The sequence below is a fragment of the Halobacillus sp. AWH4_228 genome (assembly GCF_056158365.1).
The window spans coordinates 2,661,889-2,679,314 of sequence record NZ_JBSWTE010000001.1; the positions used below are offsets into that span (position 1 = coordinate 2,661,889).

A 17,426-nucleotide genomic window follows, 5' to 3' on the forward strand; every position below is an offset into this window, starting at 1 on the left:
GTGGTTTCGTCATTCTTCTTCTTTGGATTCGTTACTGATTTCCTCGCCGGATCCCTGCATGATCTTCACCGACTGGTTTTCCTTCTGAATCGGATACACCACTTTATATTTCTTAACCTTGACTTCTCCATCCACGGTTTCTTCAGCAGTGATGAAGGCGGTCACGACAACCTGATCGTCCTTCGGATCAGCGACAAGGTTATCGACGGATACACTCAGCGTATTGTAATAGCCTGAACGGAACTCTTCAAACGACGTCTTCTCCTGCCAGCTTGAACTGATCAGGGAATAGGCCGTCACAAAGTCGCCTTGGTTGATGCTGTCATAAAAATACTGCACCATGTACGTCGCCTGTTCTGCATCTGTACCGGTAACCGGAGACTGCACCTGTTCATTCAGCTCAGGGAATTCAGGCAGCGATTCCATCGGCGTTTCGCTCCAGCGCTCCATCATCGGCAGCACATCCGCAATCGGGATACTGAAACCGATCGTTTCCTCATCCAGCTTGGCTGAATTGATTCCGACTACTTCGCCCGTGTTCCGGTCAAGCAGCGGACCACCGCTGTTCCCCGGGGAAATCGGCGCAGAAATCTGATACATGTTTTCGTAATGGAACGGCTCGATATCCAGCGTCCGGTCCACGCCGCTGATTTCACCGCGTGTCACCGTATTCTGCAGACCAAGTGGACTTCCAAGCGCCAGCACTTCGTCCAGCAGCTCGGCATAGCCCTCTGTCCGGATCGGGAGCGGATCGCGCCCCTCAAGGCCGGGTACACGGACAACCGCAACATCTGTATCGCGGCTCACCCCGATAACATCCCCCGGCATCTTTTTACTGTCCGTCGTAATAACAGAGACTTCTTCGGCGTTGGCCACGACGTGGGCATTCGTAATCACATCACCCTTGTCATTGTATAAAAACCCGGAGCCGATCGTGCCGTCCGGAAGTTCAATCTGGACGACAAGCTTTTGAGATTCATAGATAATGTCCTGTGTTTCTTTTGGCACTTCTGCGTTTTTCTCATCTTCTTCAGGAGGCTGATTGAGTACAGCCGACACCGCCAATTGTTCCGGCACCGTGTCCAGAATATAGAAAACGCCCGCCGTACCGCCTCCGACGATAAGTAAAGAGACGATCAGGCTGATCATCCAGGAGCGTTTCATTGCCGCATCCTCCTATTCTACTAACCATTCCAGCTCTGTCATTTCCACCATGTATTCCCCTTCTTCCAGGTTGTAGTACATTTTCTCAAACTTGCCTGTACTGCCTGGATTTAAGTAGTTGGGGTACACCTTGGCGGATTCTGACCGGACGACTTCTCCGTCCTGTGTTTTGATGTCATATTTCACACTGATTGTGCTGATCACCTGGGTGGCCAGACTTTTCAATTCGCCACTGATTTTATAATCACCGAATTCATCTTTTTCCATTTGGATATCCACTACTTCCAAGGCTTCGGTTTCATTACGAAGCTCATCCTTGGCGGCCTGCTGCATCGCACTTTCCAAACGTTCCTGAGCGGCCTGTTCAAACGCCTGCTTCTCCTGCTGCACCCGTTCTTTCAGCTGGATCAGCTTTTCATCGTTCGAGACGTACTGAAGACCTTCATCAATCAGAGCGATGGCTTCAGTGTATCGTTTGTTCTCAGCCGCTGCCTCTGCCGTTTTCGTGGAACGGTTGACGATTTTTTCATAAATCTTTTCCCGGACCTTGGCTGCTTCTTCCAAATTCAAATCCGAAAGGGTATTCAGTTTGGCAGCCAGCTCATCCACATCTGTAATTTTGGAAAGTTCCTCGTTCACTTCCTGTAGAGTGAATCTGGAATCCATCTCATTCACTGTTGGTACAAGTGTCTGATAGATCCGCCCGTTTTCCTGTCTTAAGGCTGTTTGGACTTCAGACAGCTGGTCATCCGCTTTTGAAAGGCTGCCTTCTTCGAGCAGCTTGGACACTTCTTCCAGTTCCTTTTCCATACGGAGCACACTTTGTACGTGGGTCAACTCCTCCTGCAGCGCCTCTGCATCCGGACGTTCCTGGATGGCACGCGTAAGCAGCTTCTCTGCTTCCCGGTAATCTCCGGCAAGGGCTGCTTCCTCTGCTTCCGTCTTCCACGAGGCTGCATCTTCATTTATCCCTGTTTCCTGGTCATAGACAAAATAAAGGGCCGCCCCCACCACAACAAGGACTATCGCAGGTGTAAGAATGGGCAGCCACGATCGTTTCTTCTCAGCATCAGCCGGGGATTCTTCTGATAAGGATGCTCCACACTGGGAACAGTAACGCGATCCCTCGGCGTTTTCATGGTTACATTGAGGACATGTGATCATGGTCTGGTCCTCCTTTTTTCACAGCTTTCTTGTGATCCAGAATCGTACATAATCCTCAACTATTATAGCATGACCATTGATAGATTCGTAAACGTCTATCGTCCCTTTTTTCGTTTTTTTCACGAATGCTCCCTGCGTCCCGGTCCCGTCTTCCAAAAGAAAACCCGCGTCCGTCGAATGTCATGGAACTGTAATCAATCTGTAGGTATTTTGTATTTGTTTATCTACAGACACACCTGTTATACTGCTCTCAGATCTAATGCGAAAGAGGTGGATGACATGATGAAATTTTTCCTATCCTTTGCTGTCATGCTTACCCTGTTTTCCGGAATCGACCATATTTCAAGTGCTGAGGAAACCGATAAGACGGCCCAGCCTGTTGATAAAAAAGCAACCATCCTCGATGAAAAAGAAGACCAGCACAACCGCTTTGAAGATAAAGAAGAAAAAGAAGCCTCCTTTGCTTCGCAAAACAAAAAGGATGATGTGAAACGGACGGTAGCCGTTGAAGCGACAGCCTATACCGCTTTCTGTGAAGGCTGCAGTGGAACGACCTACACCGGCATCGATCTTCGCGCCAATCCTGACAAGAAAGTCATTGCTGTCGATCCTTCCGTCATCCCGCTCGGCTCGACCGTCCGGGTTCCCGGCTACGGAACAGCCACAGCCGGAGACATCGGGGGAGATATCGAAGGTCACCGGATCGACTTATTTATGGCAGAGGAAAGAGATGCCTTTGATTACGGCCGACGTCAGATCGAAGTGGAAATTCTGGAATAATCCTTTTAAATAGACACCGATTGTGAGAAACTCCCTTTTAGATAACGAAGGGAGTTTTTTTATGCCTGTACTCATTCAACAGGAACAGCCGTCTGACGTAACGTCCGTCGGAAAACTTATTCAACGTGCATTTGCGCTGGAAGAGCACAGCGATCATACCGAGCACCTGCTGGTCGAAAGACTGCGCACCTCTGAAGCTTTTATTCCTGAACTGGCCTTAACAGCCGTTGATGACGGTGAAATCATCGGTTATCTCCTGCTCACCAAAATCACGATTGGAGATAACGTATCCCTCGCCCTTGCACCGGCAGCCGTCGACCCGGAGAGGCAGCGCGAGGGAATCGGTTCATCGCTCATTCAACACGGCCTGGAAAAAGCCGGAGCGCTCGGCTTTTCTTCCGTCATCGTCCTCGGCCACCCGGATTACTATCCGAAGTTCGGTTTCCACCCCGCCTCCCACTGGGGTATTGAAGCGCCATTTGAAGTACCGGGAGAGTCGTTCATGGCTCTTGAACTGCAGCCCGGCGTCCTGAAAGACATCAACGGCACTGTCCATTATTCCCAGCCTTTTCTGTAAACATGAAAAAGACCGGATGAACATCATCCGGTCTTTTTATCATACTTCTCAATCGTTCCCCATAATTTAGAAAGGTGGGCGTCAATCTCTGCTGAAACGTGTGCGTCGGGCACAGCGGTCAAGATAGAAGCTTTCCACTCCGCTTGTGTGAAGCGCTACGCCATCCTCAAGGAACCACCATGTGCCACGGTCCAGCTGTTTGACAATAAATTCGGAGGTTTCTTTTTCGTCCATTTCCTCACTCAATTCAAGATCGTGGGTGACGACCCTCTTGCTGTCCAACAGGAAAATTACGTGCCATTCCTTCTTCTTCGGCATTGCATTCATTCCTTCCTATGTAGGCTTATTAATGTACCCATACCCGGCTTTTTTGTCTGCTAATCGTAGAATTCCCTTTCCTGCATGAAAATTATGCAGATCAAGCAAAAAAAGCCACGCGTAACGCGCCGCTTTTCATTATATTTTATGTAGGGGGAGGTGCGCCTGATGTACGCCAAGAAGTTCTTCGGTTTGAGTTGATACAAACAAAGAAAAACCAGCGAGTGACATATGAGCGAACGACAGGTATAAGACATCCCTCCAATAATTGTATTCAACCTTCCTGTCCACACTTTGAGTGTACCACTTGTATCTGCCATATAGTGTTAAATCTCCGTAAAGAATGATCTGTGTTCTCTTTGTACAACCATTGTATGCAAACTGGTTTACAAATAGAAGACTGGTCGGTTAGAATGTTTAAAGCTCATTAAACAAATCGGAATTAGGAGGAATAGCACATGCAGCAACAAGCAGTTCATCAGACGGCGTCCAGCCGGTCTACGATTCCTGCCCAGCTTGATCCGGTCCAAAAGCCGTTCATGTGGGCTGGCATCATCGCTTCCCTGCTTTTATTCATAACAATTATCAGCATGACCAATGTTACGCAGGGGGTTCTGTTTATCATCGGACTCGCCTTCGGTCTCGTGCTGCTTCACGCACGATTCGGCTTTACATCAGCCTTCCGGCGGCTGCTTTCTGTCGGTAACGTCCAGGGACTGCAGTCACACATGCTGATGCTCGCTGTCGCAACGACAGGCTTTGCCATCATTTTAGGTACAGGCTTCAGCTTTACCGGAACCACTCCGCAAGGGTACGTTTTCCCTGTCGGCGTGAGTGTTGTATTCGGTTCCTTCATCTTCGGTATCGGGATGCAGCTGGGTTCCGGCTGTGCATCTGGTACTCTTTACACGGTCGGTGGCGGAAAGTCTTCCATGGTTCTGACTCTGCTCGGCTTTATCGCAGGGTCTGTCCTCGGTGCCTATCACATCGGATTCTGGCGGGAAACTCCGGCCCTTCCTGCGATTTCTCTTGCTGAATCCACAGGACTCGGCTACTTCGGAGGGTGGATTCTCCAGCTTCTCATCTTCCTCGGCATTTACGGTGTGACGGTGAAGTTCGCCAGGAAAAAGAACCCGCCGCGGATGGAACCATTGAAAACGACCACCGGGCTTAAACGTCTATGGCGTGGCGCGTGGCCGCTTCTCGCCGCCGCTGTCGCCCTCGGTGTATTGAACGCCATCACCCTTGCTGTCCGCGGAAACCCGTGGGGCATTACATCTGCGTTTGCGCTTTGGGGATCCCAGTTCATCCAGATGTTCGGTGTCGATGTGGCGAGCTGGCAGTACTGGTCTGAGAACCCAGCGCCCCTTAATCAGACGGTGCTTGCAGACTCTACAAGTGTCATGAACTTCGGCATCATCCTTGGTGCCTTTATCGCTGCCAGTGCGCAGGGGAACTTCAAGCCGGGTAAAATCAAACCGGGGATCGGTTTCGCTTCCATCATCGGTGGAATCCTCATGGGATACGGCGCCCGCCTGGCCTTCGGCTGTAACATCGGCGCGTATTTCGGCGGTATTGCCTCCTTCAGCCTGCACGGCTGGGTATGGATGATTATGGCGCTGATCGGAACGTATCTCGCCCTCTTCCTGCGGCCATTGTTCGGATTGAAAAACCCGAACCCGAAAGATTCGATCTGCTGATCGATTATCCAGCATGCCTTTGTTCAGGCGTGCTGGATATTTTTATATGGCTGCGTCAGAGGTGAAATCGATATATCCGCGGTTTGACTGATATGCTGCGGGTTTGACCGATATATCCACAAAAAGACCGATATCAGCGCCGTTTCGGCTGATATAACCGAAAAAAGACCGATATCCCGCAGACTGGCAAAGGACAGGAACGCTCGTTCAGGTTTCTTTTTCCGGAAAATGTGGTATGATAAAAGCAGATAAAGGATACACATAAGAAAAGGGACCACAGCTGGCACTGTGATCCCCTCTACGGATAGCTGGTCTGCCAAAGGGCGCAGCCTACATGAAAAATAGACTCACCCGCATTCACGTCAGAATAGGGAGTCTATTTTTTTATGCGTAAAATCGCTACAATCAAACCAAGCAAAGACACGATCAGGGAACTGAACGCGATCATCACCATCAGCGATTCATACATACTCAGAGGCATCACCCCCTCCATCTTTGAGACATGGGGATCAGCCGACACCCTATTCAACTGGCAGGAACCACTATCCTTTCTAAATTATAGCATGGCCTGCTGGCCGAATGTGACAGGCTTTTCTACCTAAAAAAAGAGCAGGCGCAGTGCCTGCTCTTTCACTTATAACACTTTAGCTACGAATTTACGGCTGCGCGGGCCGTCAAACTCGCAGAAATACAGCCCCTGCCACGTGCCGAGTACAAGGTGGCCGTCTTCTACAATCAACGTCTGTGCATGACCGACGGTGCTCGTTTTCATATGCGCAGCTGTGTTGCCTTCTGCATGTTTATCTTCGGCCTGATCCCACGGGTACACTTCGCGGAAACGGCGGAGCATATCGGTTTTCACATCAGGATCGGCATTTTCATTTACCGTGAGCCCGGCGGTGGTATGCATGGAAGAGACGATGACGACGCCGTCCTTCACACCTTCTTCACGGATCCAGTCCTGCACCTGGCTGGTCACATCAATCATTTGGTCATGATGGTCTGTGCGTACATGAAACGTCTTCAACATCGGTTACCCTCCAATTTCGGAAGCAGCATAAGCTTCCAGTTTTTCATACGTTTCGTTTTCCTTATCAAAAAACGTTTGTCCTGTTACCCCGAAGCGGCTGTTTTCAAGATCAACATCAGCCACAGCTTCGTATACATTTGTTCCATTCCCGCGCAGCTGGATAGAGAAACGTCCGTCGTTCTTTTCAACAACACAGTTGACGAGACCACCTTTATTAATGACGACAATCGGTGTATCAAGATCGTTCGGACCCAGGATGGTGGATACGAGCGACGAGGCGGACATGGCTGTACCGCAGGCATTCGTCAGTCCTACGCCTCGTTCATACGTGCGGACGAAGATTTTATTTTTCTCCAGCACCTGGACAAAGCTGACGTTCACCCCTTTCGGAAAAACCTCAGGCAGTTCGTTGGCGCGGCGGCCGATTCGTTCAAGCTCAACCTGATCCACGTTATCCATCAGGCTGACGATATGGGGATTCGGCACACTGAGGGCAGTGAATGTCCGCTTATCAGAAAGTTCAGGGATAGCACTGTCCACCGCCTGCTCTCCATCATGAATCATAGGAAGGGAAGCAGGGGCAAACGATACCGGCTCGATCTGAACCGAAAACGTATCGATATCCGGGAAAATTTCAGCGACCTGGCTTACAGGCAGGACCGCTTCCTGCGTTTCGATCGCAATCGATGTATGTCCGAGCTTTTCGATCATATGGCGGGCTACACAACGGAGACCGTTGCCGCACATTTCCGCTTCCGATCCGTCGGAGTTGAACATCCGCATCCGGCCTTCCGCTTTCTCACTCGGCATGACAAATAAAATGCCATCGGAGCCGATGCCATTCGTTCGATCACATAACAAAAGCGACAGCTCTCTTCTTTCTTCCTCGGTAAATGTAAAATCATGCTCAATTTCATCGATGAGGATGAAATCGTTCCCTGACCCGTGGCATTTGATGTATGGCAGCTTCATAAACCTCTCCCTTTCACGTTCTTTTTTCTCCCTATCTTAGCATATTTCATTCGGAAATGAAGCGTGAGCGTTTGAATTTTGTAAAAAGTCCGAGGTGAACGTAACAAAGAAGACAGGGGCGCTGATCCCCTGTCTTCCTGCTGTTCAACCACCCATCCTTCACGATTGATTGAAGGCATGATACCCTCATGCAGACCTTCTTTTCATCAACCAAAGGAAGTATGGGGCCCCGATGATGGCCACCAGGATTCCTGATGGAATTTCGTTAGGTGCCAAAAGCGTCCGGCTGAATAAGTCCGCCGTCACCAGGAGCACGCCGCCAATCAGCATGGTGACCGGCAGGAGCTTCTGATTGGCACTACCCACGAGCAGCCGGGCCAGGTGCGGGGCAATCAATCCTACGAAACCTATGGAACCAACAGCCGCCACACTGGAAGCTGCGAGAAGCGTAGCCATCAGTGCCATTTGGAACCTCACATTCACTACGCGCAGCCCCAGCCCTTTGGCTGTATCATCCCCAAGACCTAAAACATCAAGCGTTTTAATGGAAAAGGCAAGAACAGGGACTAGGAGCAGCATCGGCCAGATCAAATACTGGATAAGCTCGTCCCACCCTTTTGCATAGGTTGTCCCGGACAGCCACGTAAGCGCAGAGGCCACACCAAGATCAGCCTGCACGACCATGATCTGGATAAGCGCAGACCCGAAAGCAGAAATACCGATGCCGAGCAGGGCGAGCACCGTCGGTTGGAACTCAGCTTTGGCGCCGAGAACCATCACGATGATGAAAAAGACCACCGCTCCGGCCATAGCTCCGACAGGGATCCAGATGGCAGATACACTGAACCAATACATCGTCATAAGCGCCCCTACTCCGGCACCAGAGGTTATACCGATGACGGACGGGTCGGCGAGTGGATTTCTCAGCACCCCTTGAAAAATGAGTCCGCTCAATGCAAGGACCGCTCCACTGAACAAGGCCACGAGGGCCCTCGGCAGCCTCAAGTTCACGATCATGTCCTGCATAAACGTGCTGCCTTCCCCGAAGAAAGCCTGAAAACCGACGAGCGGCTCAAATCCGTAGTTCCCTGATACGAGACTGACACCAACAGTCACCAGGATAATGGCTGCCAGAACAGGAAGCACTTTTCCAAGAGGCATGCTGATGGAGTTCCGGCCGGCCATCACCGCTCCGCTGTCCTGAGAATTGCTGCGCTTCATCCGCAGGACAAGCCAGATGAGCCATGGCGAACCGACAAGCGCCGTGATCGCCCCAACAGGAAGCTCAGAAAAAGAGGGATCGATGATACGGGCGAGAACATCTGCAAGCAGCAGCACATTTCCTCCCCACAAAAAGGAGCCGAGAATAAGCAGCAGATGTGACCTGTAGCCGATCAGCTTCATTAAATGGGGGGCGATCAGACCGACAAATCCAATCGGCCCGACAATGCTGACGGTCACACTCGTCAGCAGCACCGCAGCCAGGATGGTGATGAGCTTCACGTTTCTCACATTCTGCCCTAACGCCGTCGCCACGTCATCTCCGAGAGTCAGTGTGTCTAATTTCCCTGAAAAAGCGAGAACAATCAGCACACACACGGCTATAAGCGGAAGCGAAAAGACCACTCCGCCCCAGTCGTTCTGAACGAGAGTCCCTGATCCCCACAAGAAGAGACCACGCGTTTCATTCTCATAAAAGATTTGAAGGACCGATGTCAGGGAGGAAAACAAGAAGGTGACAATCATCCCCGCCAGTACCATACGCACCGGAGTCGCATCTCCACCTCCGGATAGAACGTAGACAAAACCGAATGTCAATATCCCGCCCAGAAAGGCCGTGAGAATGCCATTACCGACCAATGCAGCCGGCAGAAAAATCGTTGTGACGACTACAGCAAAGTACGTACCGGAGTGGATGCCGAGCGTACTTGATGAAGAAAGCGGATTTTTCGTGACCGTCTGCAGGATGACACCGGATACAGCAAGAGCTCCACCGGCAAGAATCCCCATAACGGCCCGGGGTAATCGAAGCGTCCTTACCGTATGGTGCTCCAACGTATTTTCCGGGCGGAAAAGTGCATCCATCACCGTCGCAAACAGAAGATCCACGTTTCCTTGATTGATATGTATAAAAGTTAAAAGACACAACAATGCGGCTCCACCCCCGAAGGTGGAGACCGCCATTATTGTGTTCTTCATCGTTGTGTTCATGTGCACACACTCACTTTATTCTTCTTCCAGTGCCGCATTCACGACCTGTTCAGCCAGCACTTCCGCAGACAGCGGTCCACCGAATGTCCAGGCATCCCCCGGCATTTGATAGGTGCGGTCTTCTTTTACGAAGGCCAGTTCTTCCCATACCGGGTTGCCGGCCAGCTGGTTTTCGAAGATGTTGTCTTCTTCCTGCACGATGTAGAAGAAGTTCGTGTCCTGATAGTTCTGCAGGGTTTCCACCGTTGTTTCCGTGTACCCGTACACTTCCAGTTCTTCTGATTCATGATCATTCGTCATGCCCATATTGTTCATCACTTGGGCGGCCATGGAATTGTCTGTAAACAAACGCAGTGTCGGCGTATCCTGCAGGGTGAAGGACTGGCTGAGCACGTAGTTCATGCCCTCTTTACCAGCTTCTTCTAAACGGGACTGCTGCTCGGAGAACGTATCCTCCATATTAGTGAGGACTTCTTCAGCCTTATCCTGTTTACCAACGATTTCTGCAACCGTATTGAATTCTTCCTTCATGTTGGCAAATTGATCCTGGGCCGCTTCCTCAGAATAAGGAGCGAACATGACCGTTGGAGCGATTTTCTCAAGTTCTTCTTTAATCGCTTCGTGACGGAACTGGACACCGATGATCAAATCAGGCTCCAAACGGGAAATCGCTTCCAGATTCGGCTCCTGACGTGTCCCTACATTCTCAACAGAGTCGCTGAATGGAATCCCGACGTTCACCCAGTCCCCGTAGGCGTCCAGTTCAGCAACACCAACAGGTTCCATGCCAAGCGCCTGTAGATCCTCTGCATAGGTCCACTCTAATACGACCACTTTCTCAGGAGTGCCTTCAATCGTCTTTTCTCCTGAAGCGTCCTCAATCGTTACAGAGCGGCTCTCATCAGAAGAGGATTCTTCTGTGCTTTCCTCTCCGGAGGACTCCTCTGCTGATTCTTCCTCTCCTCCGCCGCAGGCAGCCAGCAGAACGAGGCCGAGTATAAGTGCAAACAGCCAAAATTTCTTCATATGTAGCATCCTCTCTTTTATTCAATTCGGAATCCATCATCCAGTTCTCTTTATACCCTTAAATCAACTAAATGATAAAGATTCTCAATCTCATTACATTTCATATGCTACCCCACTCCCCCGCACCTGTCAATGCCGGTTGTTGGAATTTTTCAGACTCTTCGGTTCTATACCTCCTTTCCTTCGACAAAAAACTTCTCAGCTATCCACCCAGTCATATCCCACCAATCTTTTCCTTGTTTCTTTCTTCACTGCTGCATGTAGTTGTTTGACGAGTCCTCCATAAAAATAAGGGAATAATTCTTTTTTCACCCATCCATGCTTCCAGGCGAAAACCGCCTGCTTAAATGTTAATACAACTTCTGATATGTAATCCATCACCTCGACCTCCAACCGGCGGCACGCACGTTCAACCGTACGCCAGGCTTTAAGAACATCAGAGGGAGATAGAAAAGGGCGCGCGGCTTCAATAAATGGAATGGCAATGAACGATGGCAGGTGGGAATGATCGAGGGGGTCAACCTTACTAAAAGAAGCTTTTCTCAGGTTCGTCTCTGTTTCCTGAAGGGTTTTGGAGGGATGGGACCTAGAGCCGCTTGACTCAGCAGAGGGTAGAGGGGTGTCACGAAGGGGATCATCAGGGGTGTCATCGGAAGGTAAAAAAACATCCGGCTGTGGAAGAAATACGATCAAATTCACTCCCTGCCGGCCGTTCGGCTTCTTTGTTTTCACTCTCTCTATCAGGCCTTCTTTTTCGAGAGTACGGAGAGCGCGGACGACCGTGCTTTCACTACAGGAGACGGCCGAAACGATGGTCGACCGTTTCGGGAAAGCGACGCCTGGAAATTTGACAGCGTGCCGCCATACATAGCGGAGGACTTCCATCGTTCCTTCCGATAAAAAGGCTTTACGCTGGTATAAGTAACTCCGTACATGCCGGTCGAGCTCCTGCTTTGTCTGGAAACGCTGCTGTTCCTTTATGTTCATCCCAATCATTTGTTCCGCCTCCCAAAAAATCCGGTATACACGATAATCGAAACCAGGATGGGAGTTGGTGTCTATCTTTTTGAAATTTCCACAAAAAAATGGAGAAAACCTTAAGATTTCCTCCGTCCATCTTTCTGATCGAGAAGGTGCTGGATCGTAAACTGTTCCAACTCTTCCTGAAAGCGTGCTTCTGCATGACTGATCATCTGAGCAATGAAATACTCGACGCCTGTCGACGGCACGGTGTAAAACGGTGTGATCCGGGTATCTCCCAGCGCTTGATAGACTTCCTTCACTGTAATTTCACCGGGAGACTTGGCCATTTGATAACCTCCATATCTTCCACCCTGTGCTGTTACATAACCTGCATGGGACAACGCCGCCCCTGCAAGAGAAACGGATTACAGCCGCCTGCCTTATACGTATACCTGCGTCGGTCAGCTCGATCCATTCCGAAGTGAGACGATCGCCTATGTGACAAAGCTCGCCGAAGCTGGTGTAGATGTAGAATTCCACCTGTTCCCAGGAGCCTATCACGGTTTTGAAGGAGTTAACCCGGATGCAGATCTGGCCGTCCGGGCGAAAGATGAATATATCCAAGCTTTGAAAAAAGGGTTAAACACACAGACCCGAGTCCAAACGTAAAAGACCGCCCCTGTACCGGGGCGGTCTTTTTATGGTTTAAAAAATGCGAGACAGCCTCCACAGCTGACCATGGACCGTGTAGTACAAACCAGTGAACATAAACAAGTCAACGGAAATAGACAGCATAAGCCGAACTTTCTTTGACGCTGCTCCTTCTGATACGTTATACTGGAAAAACTCTTGAAGCTTCGGTACTAATCTTTAAGAGTTCAGGAGTGATACACATGATGAAAACGAAAGTCGGACAGTTGGTTAAAGATCGCTGCACAAGCTGCTTCCATCACCAGCTGAAAGTTATTAAAGTCGTACAGAAAAACTTTGACGAAAAAGTAACCTACGTCGTCTGGACACAATGTCCGGAATGCGGAAACAACGACCATTCCCTAATGCCTGCAGAAAGCTGAGGATAAGGGATAACAATAAACCGGGACTGTCCTCAGTCCCGGTTCTTTTTTATTCGACCGAACAGGTTAAAAGCTGATTCCCTTCCGGATCGTAAAAGTGACAGCCATAGATGGAACCTCCGAAGGACTCCACTTCATCGACTTTGACTCCTTTTGCTTTTAACTCCCGGTACGTCTCTTCAATATTTTCCGTTTCCAGAAAAAAAGGAGCATAAGGCAGCGGCCGTATTGCGTCTGTCTGTGCCTGGAGCAGGACAAGGCCGGTTCCTTCCAAATCAAACGTCAAGTACCCATCTCCTTCTTCCTGAATGTCAAAAGGCAGCACACGTTTATACCATTCCTTCGTCCGATCAAAATATAACAGATGAATAAAGCATGTATGGATACGATGTTTCATTGGTCTCCCCCTTTATTATTTACGGCTTACGGCGGAAGGCTTCCCATTCCGAGCGGAGCATCCCCATTTTCACTGCATCGTAATATTCTCCATCAACGAGACGGGCCTGTCTCACTCTGGCTTCCTCAATCATCCCGGTTTTCTCAGCCACCCGGATCATCCGTGTATTCCCCGACCATGTCGACATGCCGAGGCGGTGGATGGATGTATTTTCAAAGATGTATTCGATCCACTTCTCATAGGCGAAGGAACCGTACCCACCGTTCCAATACCGCGAGTCAAAGATAACGATACCTGTCTCCAGCCAGCCGGACTGGCGGTCCAGCCAGTAGGACCCCACATAGCCGATGACGTGGTCGTCCATCCTTAGAACGAGGCCGTCCGGTATTCCTGGAGCAAGCTCTTTCTGCCAGAGCACTTCATATTCATCCAGGTTCATTTTCTTCTCCTCTATATAGGGAGCATTCCATTCCTTCGCTTCCTGCCGCTCCTCAATGAATGACCAGTAGTATAAGTCAGCTATATCTTGTTTCGTTGCTTTAGCGAGATACAGGGTTTCTTCGTTTGTCTGTGTCAAAAAATTACGCTTCCTTTCCATGTCCGTACCAGTGTTTTACTTAGGATTGTCTTCTTCCTTATTATTTCAAACTAAACCGCATTGTTCAATAAAAGATCTGTCAAGTTCATGTCCTTGTCGAATTCTGGCAAATAAAATAGATACCCTTTTCTCATCTATTCCTATATAATCCTCTTAGTGTTAAGAAATGGAAGGTGAAGCCTGGAACGATGGACCTTGAGTGACTTGTACAAAAAGCACAAATAAAATGGGGCAGAGGAGAAACGAACGAATTGAAAAAAACATGGGGATTGTCAGCAGCACTATTACTTGCAGCCACACTATTCGCACCTTCCGCAGAGGCAGCGGTGGATACATCGAAAAAGGGGACGGAGGTTGAAAAACCGAACCTTAATGAAATCCGGCTTCTGGGTACAAATGATGAGGATTGGGGTTTTATCGAAGAAAAGGAACCCAATAATACCTTTACCCAGGCCAATAAGATCTCCACAGATGATCTTGTCACCGGGACATTCACAAACAAAGACAAAGACCTTTATAAGCTGACCATTGACGGCGATGAAGAAGTAAACATCGGCCTTTCTATTCATACAGAGGAAGAAACAAAGATGGACTTGAACATCACTGTTTACGATGAAAAACAAAAGAAAATGGACGCTTTCGATGAATGGACGGATGAATTCGGATACTTCGGAGATTATTACCTGCAGCCAGGCACCTATTATCTGGAGGCTTCCGACCTGAAAAATGTGAACAGCGGGGACATGTATTACCTTTACTCTTACGTGTATGAAGAAGAGCCTTACATCGAGCGCATTGCCGGAAAGGACCGATATGAAACCTCTGCGTTCATCGCAGCCCGAAGCAGCGGCGGCTACCCGGTCGAACACGTTATCCTTGCGACTGGACAGGATTTCCCGGACGCTTTGGCCGGATCGCCTCTGGCTTCTATGTATGCGGCTCCGATTCTGTTAACAAAGCAGAACAGCCTTCCTGACATTACGAAATCCACGCTCCAATTACTGAATACGAAATCTGTGACCATTCTTGGAGGAACGGGAGCGGTTTCTAAACAAGTAGAAAAATCCTTGAAGCAGCTTGGTATGGACGTCGACCGTATCGCGGGCAAAGACCGGTATGCGACAGCGGCGGCTATCGCTGATGAACTTCCTCCAACAGATGAAGTCATTGTTGCCTATGGACGCAACTTCCCGGATGCTTTAGCTATGGGGCCTGTCGCTTCCATGTACATGATGCCGATTCTATTAACGGAAAAAGACCGTCTTCCGAAGGCGACCGCTGAGGCGTTGAAGTCTTATGACACTTCTTTTGTCGTCGGTGGCACAGGTGCAGTCGGTTCAAACGTGTTCAAGCAGCTTCCTGATCCAGATCGTATATCCGGTAAAAACCGCTACGATACTTCCGTCGCCATTGCTGACTATTTTGACCTTGATCCGTTCCAAGTGACGATCGCTACAGGGGACCACTTCGCTGATGCGTTATCGGGCTCTGTCCTTTCTTATGGCACCCCTCTTCTGCTTACTCCAAAAACGAAGCTGGATCCCACCGTCAAAGCTTATGTGAAGCAGAATGATACATTGATGTTCACCATTCTCGGGGGTACAGGTGCGGTCAGTGAACATGTGGAAGACGATATTTGGGATCTGTTTGACTAAAATCTTTTCGGTGAATGCCACCGGATAACAAGGCTGCCGTGGATATTCCCGGCGGCTTTTCTGCTTTTTGTCACAGATTCTCCATGTATAAATCCTCCCCAACCGCCGTATAATAAGGGCGCAAGCCTTTTTTTGAAATAAATTCGAACATTTTGTGTCCAAAATGAGAACTTTCTGTTACAATATAAATATAAAGAAAACGTTTTCAACATCTACAGAATGAAAAGGAGATGAATATCGTGGGTGTATTAGTCATGTTCCTTCTATTGTCTACCGTTACGCCATTTTTATTCTTACAGTTGAAAAAGCCGGCTCTTGCAGTTGCCCAATCCGTCCTGCTCGTCGGGATGTGGGTGTACTACTTCCAAATCATCCTATACACGGCTCCCGCAGCCTTTTCCGTTACGTGGTCCATGTTTTACGCGGGTCTGATCGGATCACAAATCGCCTGGATCCTGTTCATCATTGCTACGGTTGAACAAAGCCCCGGATATCAGGCAAATCTCGCCAAAGAAAAAGACACGCTCCCTTCCTGATACGTCAGGAAGAGGCGTGTCTTTTTTTTAATGCCCGGGCTGGAGTTTCACAAGCTGAATCATCGCCTGTGTAAACGCCAGTCCGGTCAGAATCATAAATACATACGTGGGCTGGTAAGAGGAATACAAGACCGCTGTCAGCGAAAATGCTGTTAGTGCAATACATAGGATAAACCCAACCAGGTCCTTCCAGGGCCAATGGCTGACCCTGGCTTCTTCCTGATTGATCTCATCTCTCTTTTCCATTCCTTCTCACCCCCGTATGTGTATTTTAGTGACCGCTGTGGTCTCCTTCACTATCATCCATCTCCATGTGTTCTTCGTGCTCTCCCCCGTGATCGCCATGATCGCCGTGGTCAAACCCGAATGACATCGTAAAGAGGGAGCCGGCTACAAGGATAGCCGCAAGAGCGAATCCGTGGAACATCATGTTCCATGGAACCGCCCCACCGCCGCTTTCCTTTTCAGTCATGTGCATGAACATGAACAACTGGACGCCCGCTTGTAGTAACGCGAGAACCATGATGAACACGATCACCCAAGTGACAGGCAGGTCGGATTGAATGACCGCCCAGGCAGCAAGCAGTGTCATAATGAGGGACAATGCAAAACCGATAACGTGATTCATAGGTACTTTCTTATCTGTTTTTGCCATCTTAGATCACCATCCCTATGAGGTATACGCATGTGAAAATGAAGATCCAGATAACATCAAGGAAGTGCCAGTAAAGACTGATGATAAAGAATTTGCGGCTCGTTACATTCGTCAGACCGCGTCTTGCAATCTGTATAAGCAGCAGGATGGCCCAGCCGGTACCAAGCGTTACGTGAAGCCCGTGTGTTCCGGCAAGGACGAAGAATCCAGACCAGTAAGCACTGGACGTTAAGCTGGCTCCTTCATGCACATAGTGTACAAACTCGTATATTTCAAAGCCGAGGAATCCAAAGCCAAGTGCGAGTGTGACGATCATCCACGTCATCAGGCCTTTGACATTCCCTCTGCGCATCTGGTGAATGGCCAGACCGCAGGTAAAACTACTCGTTAGAAGCAGGAAGGTCATGACAAGGACAATGCCCGGCTCAAATAGTTCCATGGGTGTCGGCGCATCACCTGTACGGCCGAACAACACGGCATACGTCGCAAAAAGTGTCGCAAACAGGACAACTTCTGCGGCAAGGAATATCCAGAAGCCAAGAATGGTCATGCGTCCTTCCTGAGTCCGGTATTCCAATGGTCCGGTTTTCAGTTCTTCAGCAGCCAT

General features: G+C 49.4%; 21 protein-coding genes and 1 pseudogene. 7 read left to right on the forward strand and 15 right to left on the reverse strand.

Annotation, left to right across the window (positions count from 1 at the left end; translation table 11 throughout):
• Positions 1–9 precede the first annotated feature (9 nt).
• Both ACXADP_RS13690 and ACXADP_RS13695 read right to left on the reverse strand, forming a co-directional pair.
• Entirely contained in the window at positions 10–1,164 is a 1,155-nt protein-coding gene (locus ACXADP_RS13690) for a S1C family serine protease (protein WP_474971708.1), read from the reverse strand.
• A 12-nt stretch (positions 1,165–1,176) separates the two neighbouring features.
• On the reverse strand, positions 1,177–2,328 hold the full coding sequence (locus tag ACXADP_RS13695) for a zinc ribbon domain-containing protein (protein WP_474968093.1): 1,152 nt from the start codon (positions 2,326–2,328) through the stop codon (positions 1,177–1,179).
• Between the two features lie 279 nt (positions 2,329–2,607).
• Between ACXADP_RS13695 and ACXADP_RS13700 the strand changes: the two genes are divergently transcribed.
• Together ACXADP_RS13700 and ACXADP_RS13705 are read left to right on the forward strand one after the other, a co-directional pair.
• The gene (locus ACXADP_RS13700; RefSeq protein WP_474968092.1) at positions 2,608–3,108 is read left to right on the forward strand and encodes a 3D domain-containing protein; all 501 of its coding nucleotides are present in this window, start codon (positions 2,608–2,610) and stop codon (positions 3,106–3,108) included.
• 61 nt (positions 3,109–3,169) lie between these two features.
• Positions 3,170–3,685, forward strand: a complete 516-nt coding sequence (locus ACXADP_RS13705) for a GNAT family N-acetyltransferase (protein WP_474971709.1) — start codon at positions 3,170–3,172, stop codon at positions 3,683–3,685.
• An 81-nt stretch (positions 3,686–3,766) separates the two neighbouring features.
• Here ACXADP_RS13705 and ACXADP_RS13710 read toward each other — a convergent pair whose 3' ends face one another.
• On the reverse strand, positions 3,767–4,003 hold the full coding sequence (locus tag ACXADP_RS13710) for a hypothetical protein (protein ID WP_027953760.1): 237 nt from the start codon (positions 4,001–4,003) through the stop codon (positions 3,767–3,769).
• A 458-nt stretch (positions 4,004–4,461) separates the two neighbouring features.
• Here ACXADP_RS13710 and ACXADP_RS13715 point away from each other — a divergent pair, with 458 nt between their 5' ends.
• Positions 4,462–5,703, forward strand: coding sequence for a YeeE/YedE family protein (locus ACXADP_RS13715; protein WP_474968090.1), 1,242 nt, complete (start codon positions 4,462–4,464; stop codon positions 5,701–5,703).
• Positions 5,704–6,079: 376 nt separating this feature from the next.
• Here ACXADP_RS13715 and ACXADP_RS13720 read toward each other — a convergent pair whose 3' ends face one another.
• The 7 genes from ACXADP_RS13720 to ACXADP_RS13750 form a co-directional block, all read right to left on the reverse strand.
• The gene (locus ACXADP_RS13720) at positions 6,080–6,196 is read right to left on the reverse strand and encodes a putative holin-like toxin (RefSeq protein ID WP_412098073.1); all 117 of its coding nucleotides are present in this window, start codon (positions 6,194–6,196) and stop codon (positions 6,080–6,082) included.
• 141 nt (positions 6,197–6,337) lie between these two features.
• Positions 6,338–6,733 carry a secondary thiamine-phosphate synthase enzyme YjbQ gene (locus ACXADP_RS13725; RefSeq protein ID WP_474968089.1) on the reverse strand — a complete coding sequence of 132 codons (396 nt, stop codon included), beginning with the start codon at positions 6,731–6,733 and terminating at the stop codon, positions 6,338–6,340.
• Positions 6,734–6,736: 3 nt separating this feature from the next.
• Entirely contained in the window at positions 6,737–7,705 is a 969-nt protein-coding gene (dapF, locus tag ACXADP_RS13730; protein ID WP_474971710.1) for a diaminopimelate epimerase, read from the reverse strand.
• A gap of 186 nt (positions 7,706–7,891) precedes the next feature.
• The gene (locus ACXADP_RS13735; protein ID WP_474971711.1) at positions 7,892–9,916 is read right to left on the reverse strand and encodes an iron ABC transporter permease; all 2,025 of its coding nucleotides are present in this window, start codon (positions 9,914–9,916) and stop codon (positions 7,892–7,894) included.
• A gap of 15 nt (positions 9,917–9,931) precedes the next feature.
• Positions 9,932–10,942 (reverse strand): ABC transporter substrate-binding protein, encoded by a 1,011-nt coding sequence (locus ACXADP_RS13740; protein WP_474968086.1) that lies wholly within the window; start codon positions 10,940–10,942, stop codon positions 9,932–9,934.
• 198 nt (positions 10,943–11,140) lie between these two features.
• On the reverse strand, positions 11,141–11,938 hold the full coding sequence (locus ACXADP_RS13745) for a helix-turn-helix domain-containing protein (RefSeq protein WP_474971712.1): 798 nt from the start codon (positions 11,936–11,938) through the stop codon (positions 11,141–11,143).
• A 101-nt stretch (positions 11,939–12,039) separates the two neighbouring features.
• Positions 12,040–12,252, reverse strand: coding sequence for a hypothetical protein (locus ACXADP_RS13750; protein ID WP_474971713.1), 213 nt, complete (start codon positions 12,250–12,252; stop codon positions 12,040–12,042).
• A 55-nt stretch (positions 12,253–12,307) separates the two neighbouring features.
• Here ACXADP_RS13750 and ACXADP_RS13755 point away from each other — a divergent pair.
• Together ACXADP_RS13755 and ACXADP_RS13760 are read left to right on the forward strand one after the other, a co-directional pair.
• Positions 12,308–12,574, forward strand: a pseudogene (locus tag ACXADP_RS13755) (alpha/beta hydrolase); the annotation flags it as partial.
• A gap of 224 nt (positions 12,575–12,798) precedes the next feature.
• A complete protein-coding gene (locus ACXADP_RS13760; RefSeq protein WP_474968082.1) occupies positions 12,799–12,978 on the forward strand; it encodes a hypothetical protein in 180 nt (59 codons plus the stop codon).
• A gap of 49 nt (positions 12,979–13,027) precedes the next feature.
• Here ACXADP_RS13760 and ACXADP_RS13765 read toward each other — a convergent pair whose 3' ends face one another.
• Positions 13,028–13,375 carry a VOC family protein gene (locus ACXADP_RS13765; protein ID WP_474971714.1) on the reverse strand — a complete coding sequence of 116 codons (348 nt, stop codon included), beginning with the start codon at positions 13,373–13,375 and terminating at the stop codon, positions 13,028–13,030.
• Positions 13,376–13,394: 19 nt separating this feature from the next.
• Entirely contained in the window at positions 13,395–13,952 is a 558-nt protein-coding gene (locus ACXADP_RS13770) for a GNAT family N-acetyltransferase (RefSeq protein ID WP_027953751.1), read from the reverse strand.
• A gap of 272 nt (positions 13,953–14,224) precedes the next feature.
• On the opposite strand from ACXADP_RS13770, the gene ACXADP_RS13775 reads away from it, so the two are divergent.
• Positions 14,225–15,628 carry a cell wall-binding repeat-containing protein gene (locus tag ACXADP_RS13775; protein WP_474971715.1) on the forward strand — a complete coding sequence of 468 codons (1,404 nt, stop codon included), beginning with the start codon at positions 14,225–14,227 and terminating at the stop codon, positions 15,626–15,628.
• Positions 15,629–15,867: 239 nt separating this feature from the next.
• On the forward strand, positions 15,868–16,164 hold the full coding sequence (locus ACXADP_RS13780; RefSeq protein WP_027953750.1) for a hypothetical protein: 297 nt from the start codon (positions 15,868–15,870) through the stop codon (positions 16,162–16,164).
• Between the two features lie 27 nt (positions 16,165–16,191).
• On the opposite strand, the gene ACXADP_RS13785 is transcribed toward ACXADP_RS13780, so the two are convergent.
• Genes ACXADP_RS13785 through qoxC form a run of 3 tightly spaced genes read right to left on the reverse strand, consistent with a single transcriptional unit; the run spans position 16,192 to position 17,426 of the window.
• The gene (locus ACXADP_RS13785; RefSeq protein ID WP_474968079.1) at positions 16,192–16,410 is read right to left on the reverse strand and encodes a cytochrome C oxidase subunit IV family protein; all 219 of its coding nucleotides are present in this window, start codon (positions 16,408–16,410) and stop codon (positions 16,192–16,194) included.
• 25 nt (positions 16,411–16,435) lie between these two features.
• The gene (qoxD, locus tag ACXADP_RS13790) at positions 16,436–16,819 is read right to left on the reverse strand and encodes a cytochrome aa3 quinol oxidase subunit IV (protein ID WP_474968078.1); all 384 of its coding nucleotides are present in this window, start codon (positions 16,817–16,819) and stop codon (positions 16,436–16,438) included.
• Position 16,820: 1 nt separating this feature from the next.
• A complete protein-coding gene (qoxC, locus tag ACXADP_RS13795) occupies positions 16,821–17,426 on the reverse strand; it encodes a cytochrome aa3 quinol oxidase subunit III (RefSeq protein WP_474968077.1) in 606 nt (201 codons plus the stop codon).